Annotated in this window: 11 protein-coding genes; 5 read left to right on the top strand and 6 right to left on the bottom strand. The window is 59.3% G+C overall.

The window, feature by feature from the left end:
• Window positions 1-58: 58 nt before the first annotated feature.
• The 3 genes from DWW73_RS09755 (at window position 59) to DWW73_RS09745 (ending at window position 3,756) form a co-directional block, all read left to right on the top strand.
• Window positions 59-1,114 (top strand): MFS transporter, encoded by a 1,056-nt coding sequence (locus DWW73_RS09755; RefSeq protein ID WP_255413130.1) that lies wholly within the window; start codon window positions 59-61, stop codon window positions 1,112-1,114.
• A gap of 120 nt (window positions 1,115-1,234) precedes the next feature.
• Window positions 1,235-2,413: an acetate/propionate family kinase gene (locus tag DWW73_RS09750; protein ID WP_006234305.1), complete on the top strand. Its 1,179-nt coding sequence runs from the start codon at window positions 1,235-1,237 to the stop codon at window positions 2,411-2,413.
• 164 nt (window positions 2,414-2,577) lie between these two features.
• On the top strand, window positions 2,578-3,756 hold the full coding sequence (locus tag DWW73_RS09745; RefSeq protein WP_117779455.1) for an acetate/propionate family kinase: 1,179 nt from the start codon (window positions 2,578-2,580) through the stop codon (window positions 3,754-3,756).
• A 351-nt stretch (window positions 3,757-4,107) separates the two neighbouring features.
• On the opposite strand, the gene pta is transcribed toward DWW73_RS09745, so the two are convergent.
• Window positions 4,108-5,088, bottom strand: a complete 981-nt coding sequence (gene pta, locus DWW73_RS09740) for a phosphate acetyltransferase (RefSeq protein ID WP_089573084.1) — start codon at window positions 5,086-5,088, stop codon at window positions 4,108-4,110.
• A gap of 232 nt (window positions 5,089-5,320) precedes the next feature.
• Between pta and glf the strand changes: the two genes are divergently transcribed.
• Entirely contained in the window at window positions 5,321-6,523 is a 1,203-nt protein-coding gene (gene glf / locus DWW73_RS09735; RefSeq protein WP_117779454.1) for a UDP-galactopyranose mutase, read from the top strand.
• A complete protein-coding gene (locus tag DWW73_RS09730) occupies window positions 6,516-7,547 on the top strand; it encodes a glycosyltransferase family 2 protein (RefSeq protein ID WP_117779453.1) in 1,032 nt (343 codons plus the stop codon). The genes glf and DWW73_RS09730 overlap by 8 nt, the downstream gene beginning before the upstream one ends.
• Before the next feature lie 376 nt (window positions 7,548-7,923).
• Here the strand turns inward: DWW73_RS09730 and DWW73_RS09725 are convergent, their stop codons facing one another.
• The 5 genes from DWW73_RS09725 to ppk1 form a co-directional block, all read right to left on the bottom strand.
• Entirely contained in the window at window positions 7,924-8,925 is a 1,002-nt protein-coding gene (locus tag DWW73_RS09725) for a P1 family peptidase (protein ID WP_117779452.1), read from the bottom strand.
• A 100-nt stretch (window positions 8,926-9,025) separates the two neighbouring features.
• Entirely contained in the window at window positions 9,026-9,607 is a 582-nt protein-coding gene (locus DWW73_RS09720; protein ID WP_117564381.1) for a nucleoside triphosphate pyrophosphatase, read from the bottom strand.
• Complete coding sequence (locus DWW73_RS09715; RefSeq protein WP_117735750.1) at window positions 9,604-10,146, bottom strand: DJ-1 family glyoxalase III; 543 nt, start codon at window positions 10,144-10,146, stop codon at window positions 9,604-9,606. The genes DWW73_RS09720 and DWW73_RS09715 overlap by 4 nt, the downstream gene beginning before the upstream one ends.
• A 106-nt stretch (window positions 10,147-10,252) precedes the next feature.
• The gene (gene rlmD, locus DWW73_RS09710) at window positions 10,253-11,581 is read right to left on the bottom strand and encodes a 23S rRNA (uracil(1939)-C(5))-methyltransferase RlmD (protein ID WP_117779451.1); all 1,329 of its coding nucleotides are present in this window, start codon (window positions 11,579-11,581) and stop codon (window positions 10,253-10,255) included.
• 98 nt (window positions 11,582-11,679) lie between these two features.
• On the bottom strand, window positions 11,680-14,082 hold the full coding sequence (gene ppk1 / locus DWW73_RS09705; protein ID WP_233509193.1) for a polyphosphate kinase 1: 2,403 nt from the start codon (window positions 14,080-14,082) through the stop codon (window positions 11,680-11,682).
• Window positions 14,083-14,668 lie beyond the last annotated feature (586 nt).

Genomic DNA, 14,668 nt, shown 5'->3' with positions numbered 1-14,668 from the left:
GCGGGGCCGAGGCCGCCTCGATCAATTTGCGAAAGAATCTTGACGGTACCGATTTTCGATGGTATCGATTTCTAGCATGATGATTGCATATCAAGTGAGCAAGTTCATCCTCGAAGTTCCCACTGGCTATATTGCTGATAGGTTTGGACGAAAGACAAGCGGTCTCGTTGGCGTCGTGGGAATGCTTGGATACTACGCCGCCCTGCTTCTCGTCCGTTCCCCTCTACTTTTAATCGGTTCGTTCGCTCTCAAGGGTTTTGCCGTTGCGTGTGTGAGCGGATCCATCGAAGCGATTTACATTGACAGCGTCTCTCAGGACCAGCTCGTAAGACTTAATGTCGTTGAGCGATTTGTTTTCTATGCCTCTTATGCCATCTCCGCTTGCGTGGGCGGTTTCATTTCGTCCGTCGGTGCATATCTCATTGGTCTTTCGGCAGATATCATCGCAATGGTGTTGACGTTGGTTGTCGTTGTCTGCATTCCTGAAATGCGAAGAGGGGGCACTGCGACGACACCTGAACATGGGATTAGCCCGAAGATGATCGGTACCGCTATTGCGGGTAATGGCATTCTTCGTTCAGCGTTCATCATGGACTGTTCTCAGGCATTTGCTTTTGTCGCCCTGGAAGACTTTTTCTCACTGCTGCTTGCGGGTCGCGGAATGAATGCCGTCGCTTCGGGTGTGACCATTGCGGTCCAGCTCCTTGCCTCGGCCTCCATGGGACTTATTGTGCCCTGTGCGATTGCTCATGTCGACAAGGGCCGCTTTGTGCGTATTTGCGGCATCGTGCGCCTTTTCCTGTCAGCTTTGTTTTTGATTCCCCTTACTCCGGCTAATTTGCTGCCCGTGTTCTATGTGCTGCACACGGTTGCGTACTCGTTATTTGCTCCAATTAAATACTCAATTTTTCAAAAGGCAGCCGATTCTTCGATGCGCTGTTCACTGATTTCGGTTCAAAGCCAGATGGTGGCGGTGGGTGCCGTTCTTTTCTATCTGCTCAACGCTGTGTTGAGTAGCGTTGCGGGCATTCGAGTCGTATTGCTTGTCGCGCTCGGGATTTCTTCCCTTGTGTATATCCCCGCGCTATTTCGTCTTACAAGCCAAAGGTCATGAGTATTTGGGCACCGATAACTTATATATCAACGCAATAAACCCGAGCGCGAGGGCGTTTGGGTTTATTATTGAAGCGTATGTAACCTGGCGGCGCCACACCGCCTGTTAGTAGGGAGACACATGAACGTTCTGGTCGTCAACGCAGGATCTTCGACCCTTAAGTATCAGGTCATCGATACCAAGTCCCACAAGGTGTCCGCAAAGGGCTCCTGCGAGCGCGTCTGCTTTACCGGCGGCACCTTCACCCACGCTGCCAACGGCTCCAAGAAGGTGACCGAGAACATCGAGTTCCCCGACCACAAGGTCGCCATCGAGGTCGTCCTGAAGGACCTTGAGGCCAACGGCGTCAAGATCGAGGGTATCGGCCACCGTATCGTTCAGGGCGGTTGGTACTTCGGTGATTCCTCCCTCGTCGACGAGGACGTCCTCGCCAAGATCCGCGAGGTTGCTCCGCTCGCCCCGCTGCACAACAACCCCGAGGCCAACGTTATCGAGTACTGCCTGGAGCAGTATCCCGACCTGCCCAACGTCACGGTCTATGACACCGCTTTCCACTTCAACATGCCCGAGGTCGCCAAGACTTACGCTCTGCCCAAGGATGTTTGCGACAAGCTGCACATCCGTAAGTACGGCGCCCACGGCACCAGCTACCGTTATATCTCCAAGAAGGTCGCTGAGATGACCAACGGCGAGGCCCGCAAGGTCGTCGTGTGCCATATCGGCTCCGGCGCTTCCCTGTGCGCCATCGAGGACGGCAAGTGCATGGACACCACCATGGGCTTGACCCCGCTCGACGGCGTCATGATGGGCACCCGCTGCGGTTCCATCGACCCGGCTACCGTGTGCTACCTGCAGCGCGAGGGCGGCTACACCTTCGACGAGGTCGACGAGATGATGAACAAGAAGTCCGGCCTTTTGGCTGTGACCGGCGGCAAGACCAACGACTGCCGCAACGTCGAGGAGCTCGCCGCTGCTGGTGACCCCGAGGCCCAGCTCGCCTTCGACATGTTCGTCTACAAGATTGCCGCCAAGGCTGCCGAGATGGCCACTTCTATGTGCGGTATGGACACCCTGGTCTTTACCGCCGGCATCGGCGAGCACGCTCCGGCTGTCCGCGCCGGCGTTGCCGACCGCTTGGCCTTTATGGGCGTCAAGATGGATCATGCCCGCAACGCCCTGCGTGGTGACGGCGCTTGGTGCCTGTCTGCCAAGGATTCCAAGGTCAAGATTTTCGTCATCCCCACGGACGAGGAGTTCATGATCGCTTCCGACGTCGAGCGCATCGTCAACGGCAAGTAATTCCAAGAGGGGAGGGGCTGGACGACCGAGCGCCGTTCAGCCCCTCTTTTGTGCTCGTTGGGCGATATGCCTGATAGCTATTTATCAAGTTGTGATAACTTCTTATTAACATGCGGCCGCCTTAAGGGGTCTGCGCCGACCGTATCGCACTGCAAAGGAGTCTCATGAACGTACTTGTTGTCAACGCCGGTAGCTCAAGCCTTAAATATCAGCTTTTGGATACCGATACCCGCGAGGTTTTCGCCAAGGGCAACTGCGAACGTATCGGTTCGGACATGGGCATCTTTGGCCACTCCGAGAACGGTGGCGCCAAGCAAACCGAGGAGGTCCCCTTCCCGGACCACCGTTCGGCTATCGCACGTGTGCTCGAGGAGCTCGAGAAGACCGACTTTACGATTGATGGCATTGGGCATCGTATTGTTCAGGGTGGCTGGTACTTTGACGATTCCGCGGTCGTCGACGATGAGGTCATGGCTAAGATCCTCGAGGTGGCACCGCTTGCCCCGCTGCACAACTACGGCGAGGCGGCGGCAATCGAGTATTGTCGCGAGAAGTATCCGGAGCTGCCCAACGTGGCCGTCTTCGACACCTCGTTCCACATGACTATGCCCGAGGTCGCCTACACCTACGCCCTGCCCAAGGACGTGTGTGACAAGTATCACGTGCGCAAGTACGGCGCCCACGGCACAAGCCACCGCTATGAGTGGATGATGGCCAAGGAGATCCTGGGTTCGCGCTGCCACCGTCTGCTTTCGTGTCATCTGGGCAACGGCGCTTCGCTCGCCGCCATTGAGGACGGTGTATGCCGCGATACCACGATGGGCCTCACGCCGCTCGACGGCCTGATGATGGGCACCCGTTGTGGTTCCATTGACCCGGCTACCGTGTGCTACCTGCAGCGCGAGGGCGGCTACAGCTACCAGGAAGTCGATGACATGATGAACAAGCAGTCTGGTCTGCTTGCCATCTCGGGCATCTCCAACGACGCCCGCGACATCCGTACGCGCGCCTCCGAGGGCGACGAGCGCTGCCTGCTCGCCTTCGATATGTTCGCCTACAAGGCCATGCAGCAGGCCGGCTCCATGATCGCTTCAATGGCGGGCGTGGACACCATTACCTTTACCGCCGGCATTGGCGAGAATGACTGGTCGATCCGCAAGGCCTTCTGCGACTGCTTCGAGTGGCTGGGCGTGCGCATCGACAACAACAAGAACCGCGAGGCCGTGGGTAACGGCCCGCAGGTCATCAGCGCCGCCGGCTCTTCCGTCACGGTCATGGTCATCCCCACCGACGAGGAATACATGATCGCCCACGACGTCGAACGTCTGACCAAGAACAACTAACGCATTCGTCTGTAATTGACAAAAAGGCCTCCAGAGCAACAGCCCGGAGGCCTTTTTACTAGCAGGCGGAAATTCCAGTTCCAAAGTGATCATCGCCGGCAACGCCTGCGCTCCCAGCAACGTCACCCATTCGTTCAGATCCTCAGCCCCAGCTCGTAGCCAAGCCGCCGTCCACTCCAGATGCTCTGAATGCTTCGTAGCAGTAGAAGGCCGTACGGGCTAACCCCTGAAAACATTCCGCAGACCAGAAACGCCCCCGTTCGTAGCTCCGAAGGAGCAGAACGGGGGCGTTTCATTGGTCGAGGACGTTTTCAGGGGTTAGCCCGTACGGCCTTCGGGCGAGTGCGTCCGCTACTCAGCCATCTGAGCCTGGACGGCGGTGATGGCTACGACACCCACGATGTCGTCGGCAGAGCAGCCGCGCGAAAGGTCGTTAACCGGCTTGGCGATGCCCTGCAGGATGGGGCCGTAAGCGTCGGCGCCGGCGAAGCGCTGGACCAGCTTGTAGCCGATGTTGCCGGCCTCGAGATCGGGGAACACAAGCACGTTGGCCTTACCGGCGACGGAGGAGCCGGGAGCCTTGAGCTGGGCGACGGTGGGGACGATAGCGGCATCGAGCTGCAGGTCGCCGTCGATGGCGAGCTCGGGAGCCTTCTCCTTGCAGAACTTCACGGCCTCCTGGACCTTCTTGGCGACCTCGCCACCGGCGGAGCCCATGGTGGAGTAGGAGAGCATGGCCACGTGCGGCTCAACATTGCCCATGAAGGTGGACCAGGAGTGGGCCGAGGCGATGGCGATCTCGGAGAGCTCGTCGGAGGACGGGTTGATATTGAGGCCGCAGTCGGCGAAGATCAGCGTGCCGTCGGTACCGAACTGCGGGGTGTCGGTGCACATCACGAAGAAGGCCGAGACCAGCTTGGTGCCCGGAGCGGTCTTGAGGATCTGCAGCGCGGGGCGCAGGGTGTCGGCGGTGGAGTGACAGGCACCGGAGACCAGGCCGTCGGCGTCGCCCATCTTGACCATCATGGTGCCAAAGTAGGTGGCGTCCATCACCTGGGCGCGAGCCTGTTCGATGGTAACGCCCTTCTTGGCGCGGAGTTCGGCAAACTTCTGCGCGTACTCCTCGTGCTTCTCGGCGTTGCGCGGATCGATGACGGTGGCGCCGGGGACGTTGATCTCGTTGGGATCGCCCAGGATGACGATGTTGGCCAGGCCCTCCTCGATGATTTTGTTTGCCGCGACGATGGTACGCGGATCCTCGCCCTCGGGCAGGACGATGGTCTTAAGGTCGGCCTTGGCGGCAGACTTCATACGGTTTAGGAAATCGCTCATGATACTCCTTACAAGCGTTTCGCTAAGCTCCAGGCCCTCGGCTGTACACGAATAAACCCGCTGCTAGCGGGTTTACCTTACAATTATGTACGCCGCGGTGCTTGAGCTTTCCTTGTGTGGCAAGCTCATTATAGGACGCATTAGCGCTATAATCGCTCTGATAAATATGTCTCGACGTATGTTCGAGAAAAAGCCCAGTTAAAAAGCGTGTGGCTTTTGACAAGGAGTATCGATGCAGATTACCTCAGGCCTGCCTGAAGGCTTTAATGCCGGTGCGTATGACATGATCGTTGTCGGCGCCGGTTATGCCGGTGCCGTTTGCGCCCGCCGTCTTGCCGAAACTATCGGCTATCGTGTTGCCGTTTTGGAGCGTCGCGGCCACATCGCGGGTAATGCCTACGACTGCACTGACGAGGCCGGAATCCTGGTCCACGAGTACGGTCCGCACATCTATCACACTTTTAACGAGCGCGTCCATAACTTCCTGTCGCGCTTTACCAAGTGGACGGACTACCAGCACAAGGTGCTCGCCAACATCAACGGCACCCTCATGCCCGTACCCTTTAACCATGCGAGCCTCAAGCTCGCCTTTGGCGATGAGCGCGGCGAGGAGCTGTATCAGAAGCTCGTGGAGACCTGTGGCAAGGACGTCAAGGTGCCCATTATGGAGCTGCGCAAGAAGAACGACCCGGATCTTGCCGAGGTCGCCGATTATGTCTATGAGAACGTCTTTTTGCATTACACCATGAAGCAGTGGGGCCAGACGCCCGACCAGATCGACCCCTCGATTACCGGGCGCGTTCCCGTCTTTGTGGGCGATGACGATCGCTACTTCCCGCAGGCTCCTTTCCAGGGCATGCCGCAGGACGGCTATACCGCGCTGTTCGAGCATATGCTCGATCACGATCTGATCGACGTATTCTGTGACGTAGACGCCCGTGACCTCTTTGAAATCGACGAGACCACCGTCAAGATCGACGGCAAGGTCTATGGTGGCGAGATCGTCTACACCGGTCCACTCGACGAGCTGTTCAACCTCGACCTGGGCGCTCTGCCGTACCGCACGCTCGATATGAAGTTCGAGACGCTCGATATGGACCAGTTCCAGCCCGTGGGCACCGTCAACTACACCACGAGCGAGGACTATACGCGCATCACTGAGTTCAAGAACATGACCGGTCAGGTTTTGCCCGGCAAGACCACCATCATGAAGGAGTACTCCAAGGCATATACGCCCGGCTCGGGCGAGACGCCGTACTACGCTATCCTGGAGCCCGAGAACCGTGAGCTCTACGAGCGCTATCTTGAGCGCGTCCAGAACCTGACGAACTTCCACCCGGTGGGTCGTCTGGCCGAGTATCGTTACTACGATATGGACGCCGTGACCAATTCTGCCCTCGATCTTTCGGATGAGATTATCGCCTGCCATGCATAAAGTCATAACATTCGGTATTCCCTCATATAACGCCGCCAAGGACATGGACCATTGCATCACCTCCATCTTGGAGGGGGGCAATTACGCCACCGATATCGAGATTATTGTGGTGGACGACGGCTCCAAGGACGAGACGGCCGCCAAGGCCGACGAGTGGGAGGCCCGTTATCCTGGAATCATCCGCGCGGTGCACCAGGAGAATGGCGGCCACGGTATCGCCGTCCTCTCGGGCCTGCGTGAGGCGCATGGTACGTACTATAAGGTCGTTGACTCGGACGACTGGCTCGACGGTGCGGCGCTTTCGACCATGCTGTCGATTCTGCGTGGCTTTGAGGAGCGCGACCAGCGCGTCGACCTGTTTATCTCGAACTACGTGTACGAGAAGGTTTACGAGGGTACGCATACGGCCATTGGTTACAAGTTTGCCCTGCCTCGAAAAAAGATCTTTACCTGGGACCAGATCGGCCATTTCCGCCTGGACCAGAATCTGCTCATGCATAGCCTGTGCTATCGCACGGACGTGCTGCGCGAGTCCAACCTTCCCATGCCGCCGCACACGTTCTATGTGGACAACATCTACGCCTACGTGCCGCTGCCGCGTTGCAAGACCATGTACTACGCCGACATCGACCTCTATCGCTACTTTATCGGTCGCGAGGGCCAGAGTGTCAACGAGGCCACGATGGTCAAGCGTCTGGACCAGCAGTTCCGTGTTACGCGTATCATGATGGAGTCGTACCACTTGTACAGCGATGTTGAGTCGTCGCGCCTGCGTTCGTACATGATGGGCTACTTCACCATGATGATGGCGATCTGCTCGGTGCTCACCAAGCTTTCCGACGAGGATTGCGCCGATGAGCGTCTGAAGACGCTGTGGACGGACCTGAAGGCCTACGATGAGCGCATGTATCGTCGTGCTCGCTACGGTGTGGTCGGCTTCTTTACTAACCTCCGCGGTCGTGCCGGAGACAAAACCACACTCGGCCTATACCGTCTTGCCTCAAAGATCTTCAAATTCAACTAGCTGCTGAGTAATCGCTGCTGATAGGTTGACTGGGCCCCTTGGCCTTTAGTTTGCTACTGCGAACAGTCCTGCTCGCACGGAAAGCACATTAAGTGCTTTCCGGCTCGTGCGGAACTTGTAGCAAACTAAAGGCCAAGGGGCCTCTGCTATAAGAATCGATTGTCAGGTTATTTGAATTTGAAGATCTTCGACGCGCGGTACACAGGGGCCTGAGCTGAAAAGAATAAGGTTGGAAGTCGGTCGGAGGCGGGCGGGCATTACGTTTGTCGCGAGTTCCGCATGCAAAGAAGGCCACTTAATGTGGCCTTCGTCTTGCATAGGACTGTAGAGCAGCAAACGTAATGCCCGCCCGCCTCCGACCGACGGTCGAGTGAGATTACTTTGCGGCGCCGGGGATGCCGTGGGAGGTTTTGGCGGTTTTGGCTCCGTTTACGATGGCGGTTTGCAGAGCCCTTACGGCGAGCATGCCCAGCAGGTCTAGGGGAACGGCGGCGCTTGCCTGGGCGCCTAGTTTGCCACTGGCGAGGGTGTAGATGGTGTCGCCGTCGTTGGTGGTATGTGTCGGGCGAATGGCGTGCGCGTAGGCATCTGCTGCCATCTGGGAGACCTTGGTGGCTTGTGCCTTAGTGAGTTCCACGTTGGTGACGATGCAGCTGATGGTGGTGTTGGTGCGGTCGAGCGGCATCTGCATGGATCCGGCGGCGGCAAAGGCTGCGAGTTCCATATCGACGATTTGGTCGCTATCGGCTGAGGCGCGCATGCCGGCGACCCACTCGCCGGTGAGGGGGTCGACAACGTTGCCGCAGGCGTTGACCGAGACCACGGCGCCCACCTTGATGGGGCCGAGCGCCACGGCGGCAGCGCCAAGGCCGGCCTTCATGCAGGTGGCGGGGCCCATGAGCTTACCCACGGTAGCGCCCGTGCCGGCGCCTACGTTGCCCTGTTCGAGCTTGGTGGGGGTGTGGTCGAGCGCCTCGCGCACGGCGGCGATGCCGGCCTCAATGTCGGGGCGAACGGTGGGGTCGCCAAAGGCAAGGTCGAAGATACAGCTGGAGCACACGATGGGCACCTGCGTGGGGCCGACGGGCAGACCAATGCCGCGGCTCTCGAGTTCGCGGGCCACGCCGCTTGCAGCCTCGAGGCCAAAGGCCGATCCGCCCGAAAGGCAGACGGCGTGGACCTTATCGACGGTGTTTTCGGGACGCAACAGGTCGGTCTCACGCGAAGCGGGGGCGCCACCACGTACGTCAACGCCACCGGTGGCACCCTCGGGCGCCACGATTACGGTGCAGCCGGTGCCAGCCTCCTCGTCCGTATAGTTGCCAAAGCAAAAGCCATCGACATTGCAAACATCGATGGCTTCGAGCAGTGTGTCCATGTGTTCTCCTATCGGTTTTCCGCCGGGCCTTATGCCCAGTCGGGATCCGTACGGTACGGCAAAATTGTAGGCGCTGGGGGATACCCAGCGCCAGATGCAATTACGAGAGTTTTTGAATCGCGCGTGCGACGCGAGCGATGGGCAAGCCCACCACGTTGTAGAAGTCACCCGAAATATCGTGCACAAGCATGCGGCCGCCTGTGCCTTGGATGCCGTAGGCCCCGGCCTTGTCCATGGGTTCGCCGGAGGCAACATAGCGCTCGATCTGCTCTTCGGTAAGCTCATAGAACGTCACGTCGGTCACATCGACAAACGACAGGCTCTCGGCGGCATGCGGAGCTGTAGCGTCGCCGGCTTTAACGATGCAGACGCCGGTTGCGACCTGGTGCGTGCGGCCCGAAAGCTCGCGGAGCATGGTGCGCGCCTCGTCCCCGTCTGCCGGCTTGCCCAAAATTTGGCCGTCAAAGGTGACAATAGTATCGGCCGCGACGGTCAGTTCGTTGGGCTCGGCATGCTCGGCGGCAACGGCGGCGGCTTTGGCACGCGCCAAGCGCTCGACGAGTGTAAGCGGAGCTTCGCCATCAAAAGGCGTTTCGTCGATATCTGCGGGAATCACGCGAATGTCATAGCCCGCCTCGCGCATCAACTCGATGCGGCGCGGTGATTGCGAAGCCAAAATCATAGCTGAATGCCCTCGGCGACCTTCTCGACGGCCTTGTCGCCGGCGAGCGTGCGCAGCAGCTCAAGCGCAAAGGGGAGCGACTGGGCCATGCCGCTGGCGGTGATGATGTTGCCGTCTTGCGTAACCTTCTCGCCGGTATAGGCGCCTTCGGGGAAGCTTTTCTCAAAGCCAGGGAAGCACGTGGCGTGGCGCCCCTCGAGCAGGTCGAGCTCACCCAGGATAAACGGGGCGGCGCAGATGGCGGCGACGTGTTTGGCGGCGGCGAACTCGCAGACCACGTCGCAGACGCGCTGGTCGGCACGCAGGTTGGTGGCGCCGGGCAGGCCGCCAGGTAGCACGACGCAGTCGTACTCGTCAAAGTTGATCTCGTCAAAGAGCGCATCGCAGGTCACGGGAATCTGCAGCGAGCTTACGACCTCGCGCGTGGGCATGATCGAGACAAGCGTGGCGCGCACGCCGCCGCGACGCATGACATCGACCATGGTCAGGCATTCAATAGTTTCAAAGCCATCGGCGGCGAGAACGGCAACGCTGGGCATGAGGGTTCCTTTCATAGACGGCATACAATTAGCCGTCTTATACCCCGAAGACCTCCGCTTGCCACGCTCGATTTCCCAATGATTTTTCTGAGCAATGATTAAGTGGCTAGTTGCGCTTGAGGTGGACGACGGTTTCGCAGTGGAAGGTTTGCGGGAACAGGTCAACTGGCGTGATCTTTACGGGGGAGAAGGTGCCTTCTTCGACAAAGCGTTTGAGATCGCGCGCCAGGGTGGCCGGGTCGCAGCTCACGTAGGCGATATCGCGGGCACTCGTGCTGGCGATAAGGTCGATCGCCTCGGGGGCGAGGCCTGCACGCGGCGGGTCGACCACCAGGACATCGGCGTCCTGATCGGGGAACTCGCGCACCGCGTCGCCGCCGATGACGTCGACGTTATCGAGTTTGTTGATCTCTAGGTTACGGCGCAGGTCGCGCACGGCCGGGCCGTAGGCCTCGACGGCGGCAACAAAGTCGCAGCGGCGGGCGAGCGGCAGGGTGAAGGTTCCAGCTCCGCAATACAGGTCCACGGCAAGTTCGTCTTCCTGCGGGTCGAGCGCCTCCATGACAAGCTCGATCAAAATCTCGGCACCCTTTGTGTTGACCTGGAAAAACGACGGGGCCGAAAGGCGCATCTGGCCGTCGGCGATGTTCTCGGTCCAGGAGCCCTCGCCGGCGAGCATCTCAACCTTGGAGACGCGGCGGGCCTTCTTTTCACCCTTGCTCATAACGCGCACTATGCTCGTGGGGTGTGCGGCGTCTGCCAGCACGCGCGAGACTTGCGAGCGCGGAAACGACCCCGTGGGCGTCCAGAGTGCGACCTCGAGTGCCTTGGTGCGGCGCGATGCGCGAATGCCCACGCGTTCGAGCCCCAAGTCATGGCTGCCGCTTAGATAGTTGAGTGCGCCGACGACTGATTTGAGCGCCTTCGGGAAGCGCTTATCGAACAGAGGACACGTATCAACAGTCACGATTTTGCTGGGGTCGACACCGTGCATGCCCAGGCGCACACGACCGTTGACGACGGTCGGTTCGAGCTCGATTTTATTGCGGTAGCCCCAGTCGTCCTTGGTGTGGCAGATGGGCTGTACCAACTCATCAACCTGCTCAGGAGCGAACTTGCCGATGCGCTCGAGCGTGGAGCGCAGGTTTTGCTCCTTGGCGGCGAGCTGTGCCGTGCGTGAGAGATTGCCCCACGAGCAGCCGCCGCAGATGCCCACGAAGGGGCAGGGAGGCTGAATGCGATCGGGGCTTGGCTTGAGAATCTCGGTGGTGCGGGCGCGCATGAACGACTTGCCGTCCTGTACGACCTCGGCCTCGACGGTGTCGCCTGCCACGGCGCCCTGCACAAAGACGGCCTTGCCGTTGTCGGCGTGCGCCAGCCCGTCGGCGCCGTAGGTCATCGATTCTATAGTGAGCTTCATATCCCTGCCTGTCATTCGTGTTGTTGTTCGCACCATGGTAGCAGGGAAAAGCGCCCCGCATCCGAGGCTTTCCTCAAATGCGGGGCGCTTCTACAAACTGCTTCTACAAACGACTATTTCGTCTTGCCGGTAATGAGCGTCTTAAGACCCAGGCCGATCAGGCCCAGGCCCATGCGCACACGACCGGGGCGATGGCGCTCGATGGCCTTGGTCTTGCCGGCGGGCTTATCGCGACGGGCGCTCGTCTCGGGTGCGGGCTTGGTGACCTGCGGCTCGGGCTGAGGTACAGGTGCGGGCTCGGGCTCAATGACGGTCGCCTGGACCTTCTGAACTTCGGGCGTGGCCGGCTGCGGCTCAGGAGAAGGGGCGGGCTTTGCCTCAATGACGGGCTCGGGCGCGGCCTCGGCGTTGCGGTAGGCACGCTCCAGCAGGGCTTCCTGCGAGTTGAAGGGTTTCTCACCCCCTGTACGCTCCACGGGAACCCAGGTGCCGTCACTTGTCAGGCTGCGGGCTTTCACGTTGTCGCGCAGCTGCATACCCATGTACTCGTGCACCAGGGCGCGGCAGGTGGGGTCGAGCACGGGGAAGGCGATCTCCACGCGGTGCTCGGTGTTACGCGTCATCATGTCGGCCGAGCTCAGATAGATCATGTCAGAGTCCACGCCAAAGGCGTAAACGCGCGCATGCTCCAAAAAGCGTCCGACGATAGAACGGACATATACGTTCTCGGTCTTGCCGGGAACGCCCGGCTTGAGGCACGAGATGCCGCGGATGATCATGTCCACGCAGACTCCTGCGCACGATGCCTCGGCGATCTTGTCGATGACCTCGCGGTCGGTGAGCGAGTTGAGCTTAAAGAACACGCGGGCGGGCTCGCCAGCGAGGGCGCGCTGGATCTCGCGGTCCAGGCCGCGCATGATGAGCGGCTTGAGGCCTACGGGCGCCACGCCCAGGAAGCGGTAATCGCCGCGCAGATTGCCCAGCGACAGGTTGCGGAAGAACAGGTTGGCGTCCTCGCCGATGCCGGGGTGGGCGGTCATGAGCATAAAGTCGCTGTAGAGTTTGGCCGTCTTCTCGTTAAAGTTGCCGGTGCCCAGCAGCGTCAGGCGCGTTAGCGCCATGCCCTCGCGATAGGTGAGCTGGCAGATCTTGGAGTGGCACTTAAAGCCCTCGGAGCCGTAGATGACGGTGCAGCCGGCCTCTTCCAGGCGCTCGGCCCACTCGATGTTGTTCTGCTCGTCAAAGCGCGCGCGGAGCTCCATGAGCACTGTGACCTCTTTGCCGTTCTCGGCGGCATCGATCAGCGACTCGCATAGGCGGCTCTGCTTGGCCACGCGGTAGAGCGTGATGCGCAGTGAGATACACTCGGGGTCGTAGGCGGCCTCGTGCACCAGATCCAGGAAGGGGTTCATGGCCTCATAGGGATAAAAGAGCAGCTTGTCGTGCTGAAGCACCTGCTCGCGGATGGAGCGGGTCATGTCGATGGTGGGGTTGGGCTGCGGCTTAAACGGCGTAAAGAGCAGCTCGTTGCGCAGGTGCTCGGGAATCTTGCCCTCAATGCCAAAGACGTAGCCCAGATCGAGCGGGATATCGCAGGTAAAGACAGAGCGGCGCGAAAGCTCGAGCGCCTTGCGGATGGTTTTGAGCGTCGCCTTCTCGAGCGACCCCGAGACCGCGAGCACTACCGGCTGCAGGCGCAGACGCTTCTTGAGGATGCGCTTCATGTGCTGGCGGTAGTCCTCTTCCTCTTCGACGCCCTCGCCGTCCGGATCGATGTCGGCGTTGCGGGTGACGCGGATGAGCGCGCGGTCGAGCGGCTTATAGGAGCCAAAGCAGCTGTCCAGGCAGGCGAGGATGACGTCCTCGAGCAAGATGTAGGAGTAGGTGCCGGTGGGCGAGGGGATCTCGACCACGCGGTTCATCGAGGCGGGGATCTCGATAAGGCCCAGCAGGCTCTCCTCGTCGGTGACGCCGTCCAGGCCACAAGCCAGATAGAGTGCACCGTTGCGCAGGTTGGGGAAGGGATGGCGCGGGTCAATGACCAACGGCGAGATGACCGGCGACACGTAGGCCTGGAAGTAGCGGGTTACAAAGGTGCGTTCCTCGGGCGTAAGCGAATCGATGCGGGCGCGGTGAACGCCCAGGGTGTCGAGCTTGCCCTCGATGCTCTTAAAGATAGACTCCCATCGGGTAAGGAGCCCGGGCATTTCGGCCATGACAGCATCGACCTGTTCGGAGGCGGTCATATTGCTCTTGTTGTCGACAGGCTGTTTTTTGAGCTCTGCCAGATCGGACAGGCCGCCCACGCGCACCATGAGAAACTCGTCGAGGTTGGACTCGAAAATCGACACGAACTTTAGACGCTCGAACAGCGGAACGGTCTCGTCGAAGGCTTCGTCAAGCACACGGTTGTCAAAGCGCAGCCAGCTGAGCTCTCGGTTCTGCGTGTACGAGAAGTCGCGCGGCGGTTTGCGCAGCTTTGCGGCGGCTTGCTTTTTTTCGATTTTGCTCGGCATATGCATCTGTCCGTTCAGTCCCCGTGGGGGACGGTTGCCTAACACTATTCACCATTGTCTCAATTTAGTCGACCTATGGCACGGACGTATCGCGTGAACGGTATCTTTACCTACTTCTTACGCTGACAAGCCATAGAGCTGACGCCCTTCGCGTTGTGAAAAACGGTCTATATCCTCACTCAACTGGTGAGTATGTGTGAATAAGAATGATAGGTAGCTGAATATCATCGAATACAGACAGAAACACGAACAAGCGTCATTTATATACATAAAACCGTTTTAGATATGCAATTCTTAATCGAAAGATTGGAGTTGTAATTGCGAATGATTTTTAAGAAAAAAGAGCATTTACCTTAGAAAAGCTACTTTAGAACGCCGAAGTGCATTATGGGGGAATCATATTCGATATACCGTTCATCGAACTTTGTTGACCGTTCGGGGGCGAGGTGGAATTGCGGTTGGAATTTGGATATAACTAGAGCTGTCAGCAAGCAGCACCCGTTACGGAAGGGTGCTGAGAGATTCGGCCGAAAGGCCCGAAAGAAAGGTAGGAGGCCATGACGAAAGGTCTGCACGTGCCTTCCGA

This window comes from Collinsella sp. AF16-8 (genome assembly GCF_003462695.1).
In the GTDB taxonomy this organism is placed as follows: Bacteria; Actinomycetota; Coriobacteriia; order Coriobacteriales; family Coriobacteriaceae; genus Collinsella.
This window is presented reverse-complemented; position numbering and strand designations above follow the sequence as displayed.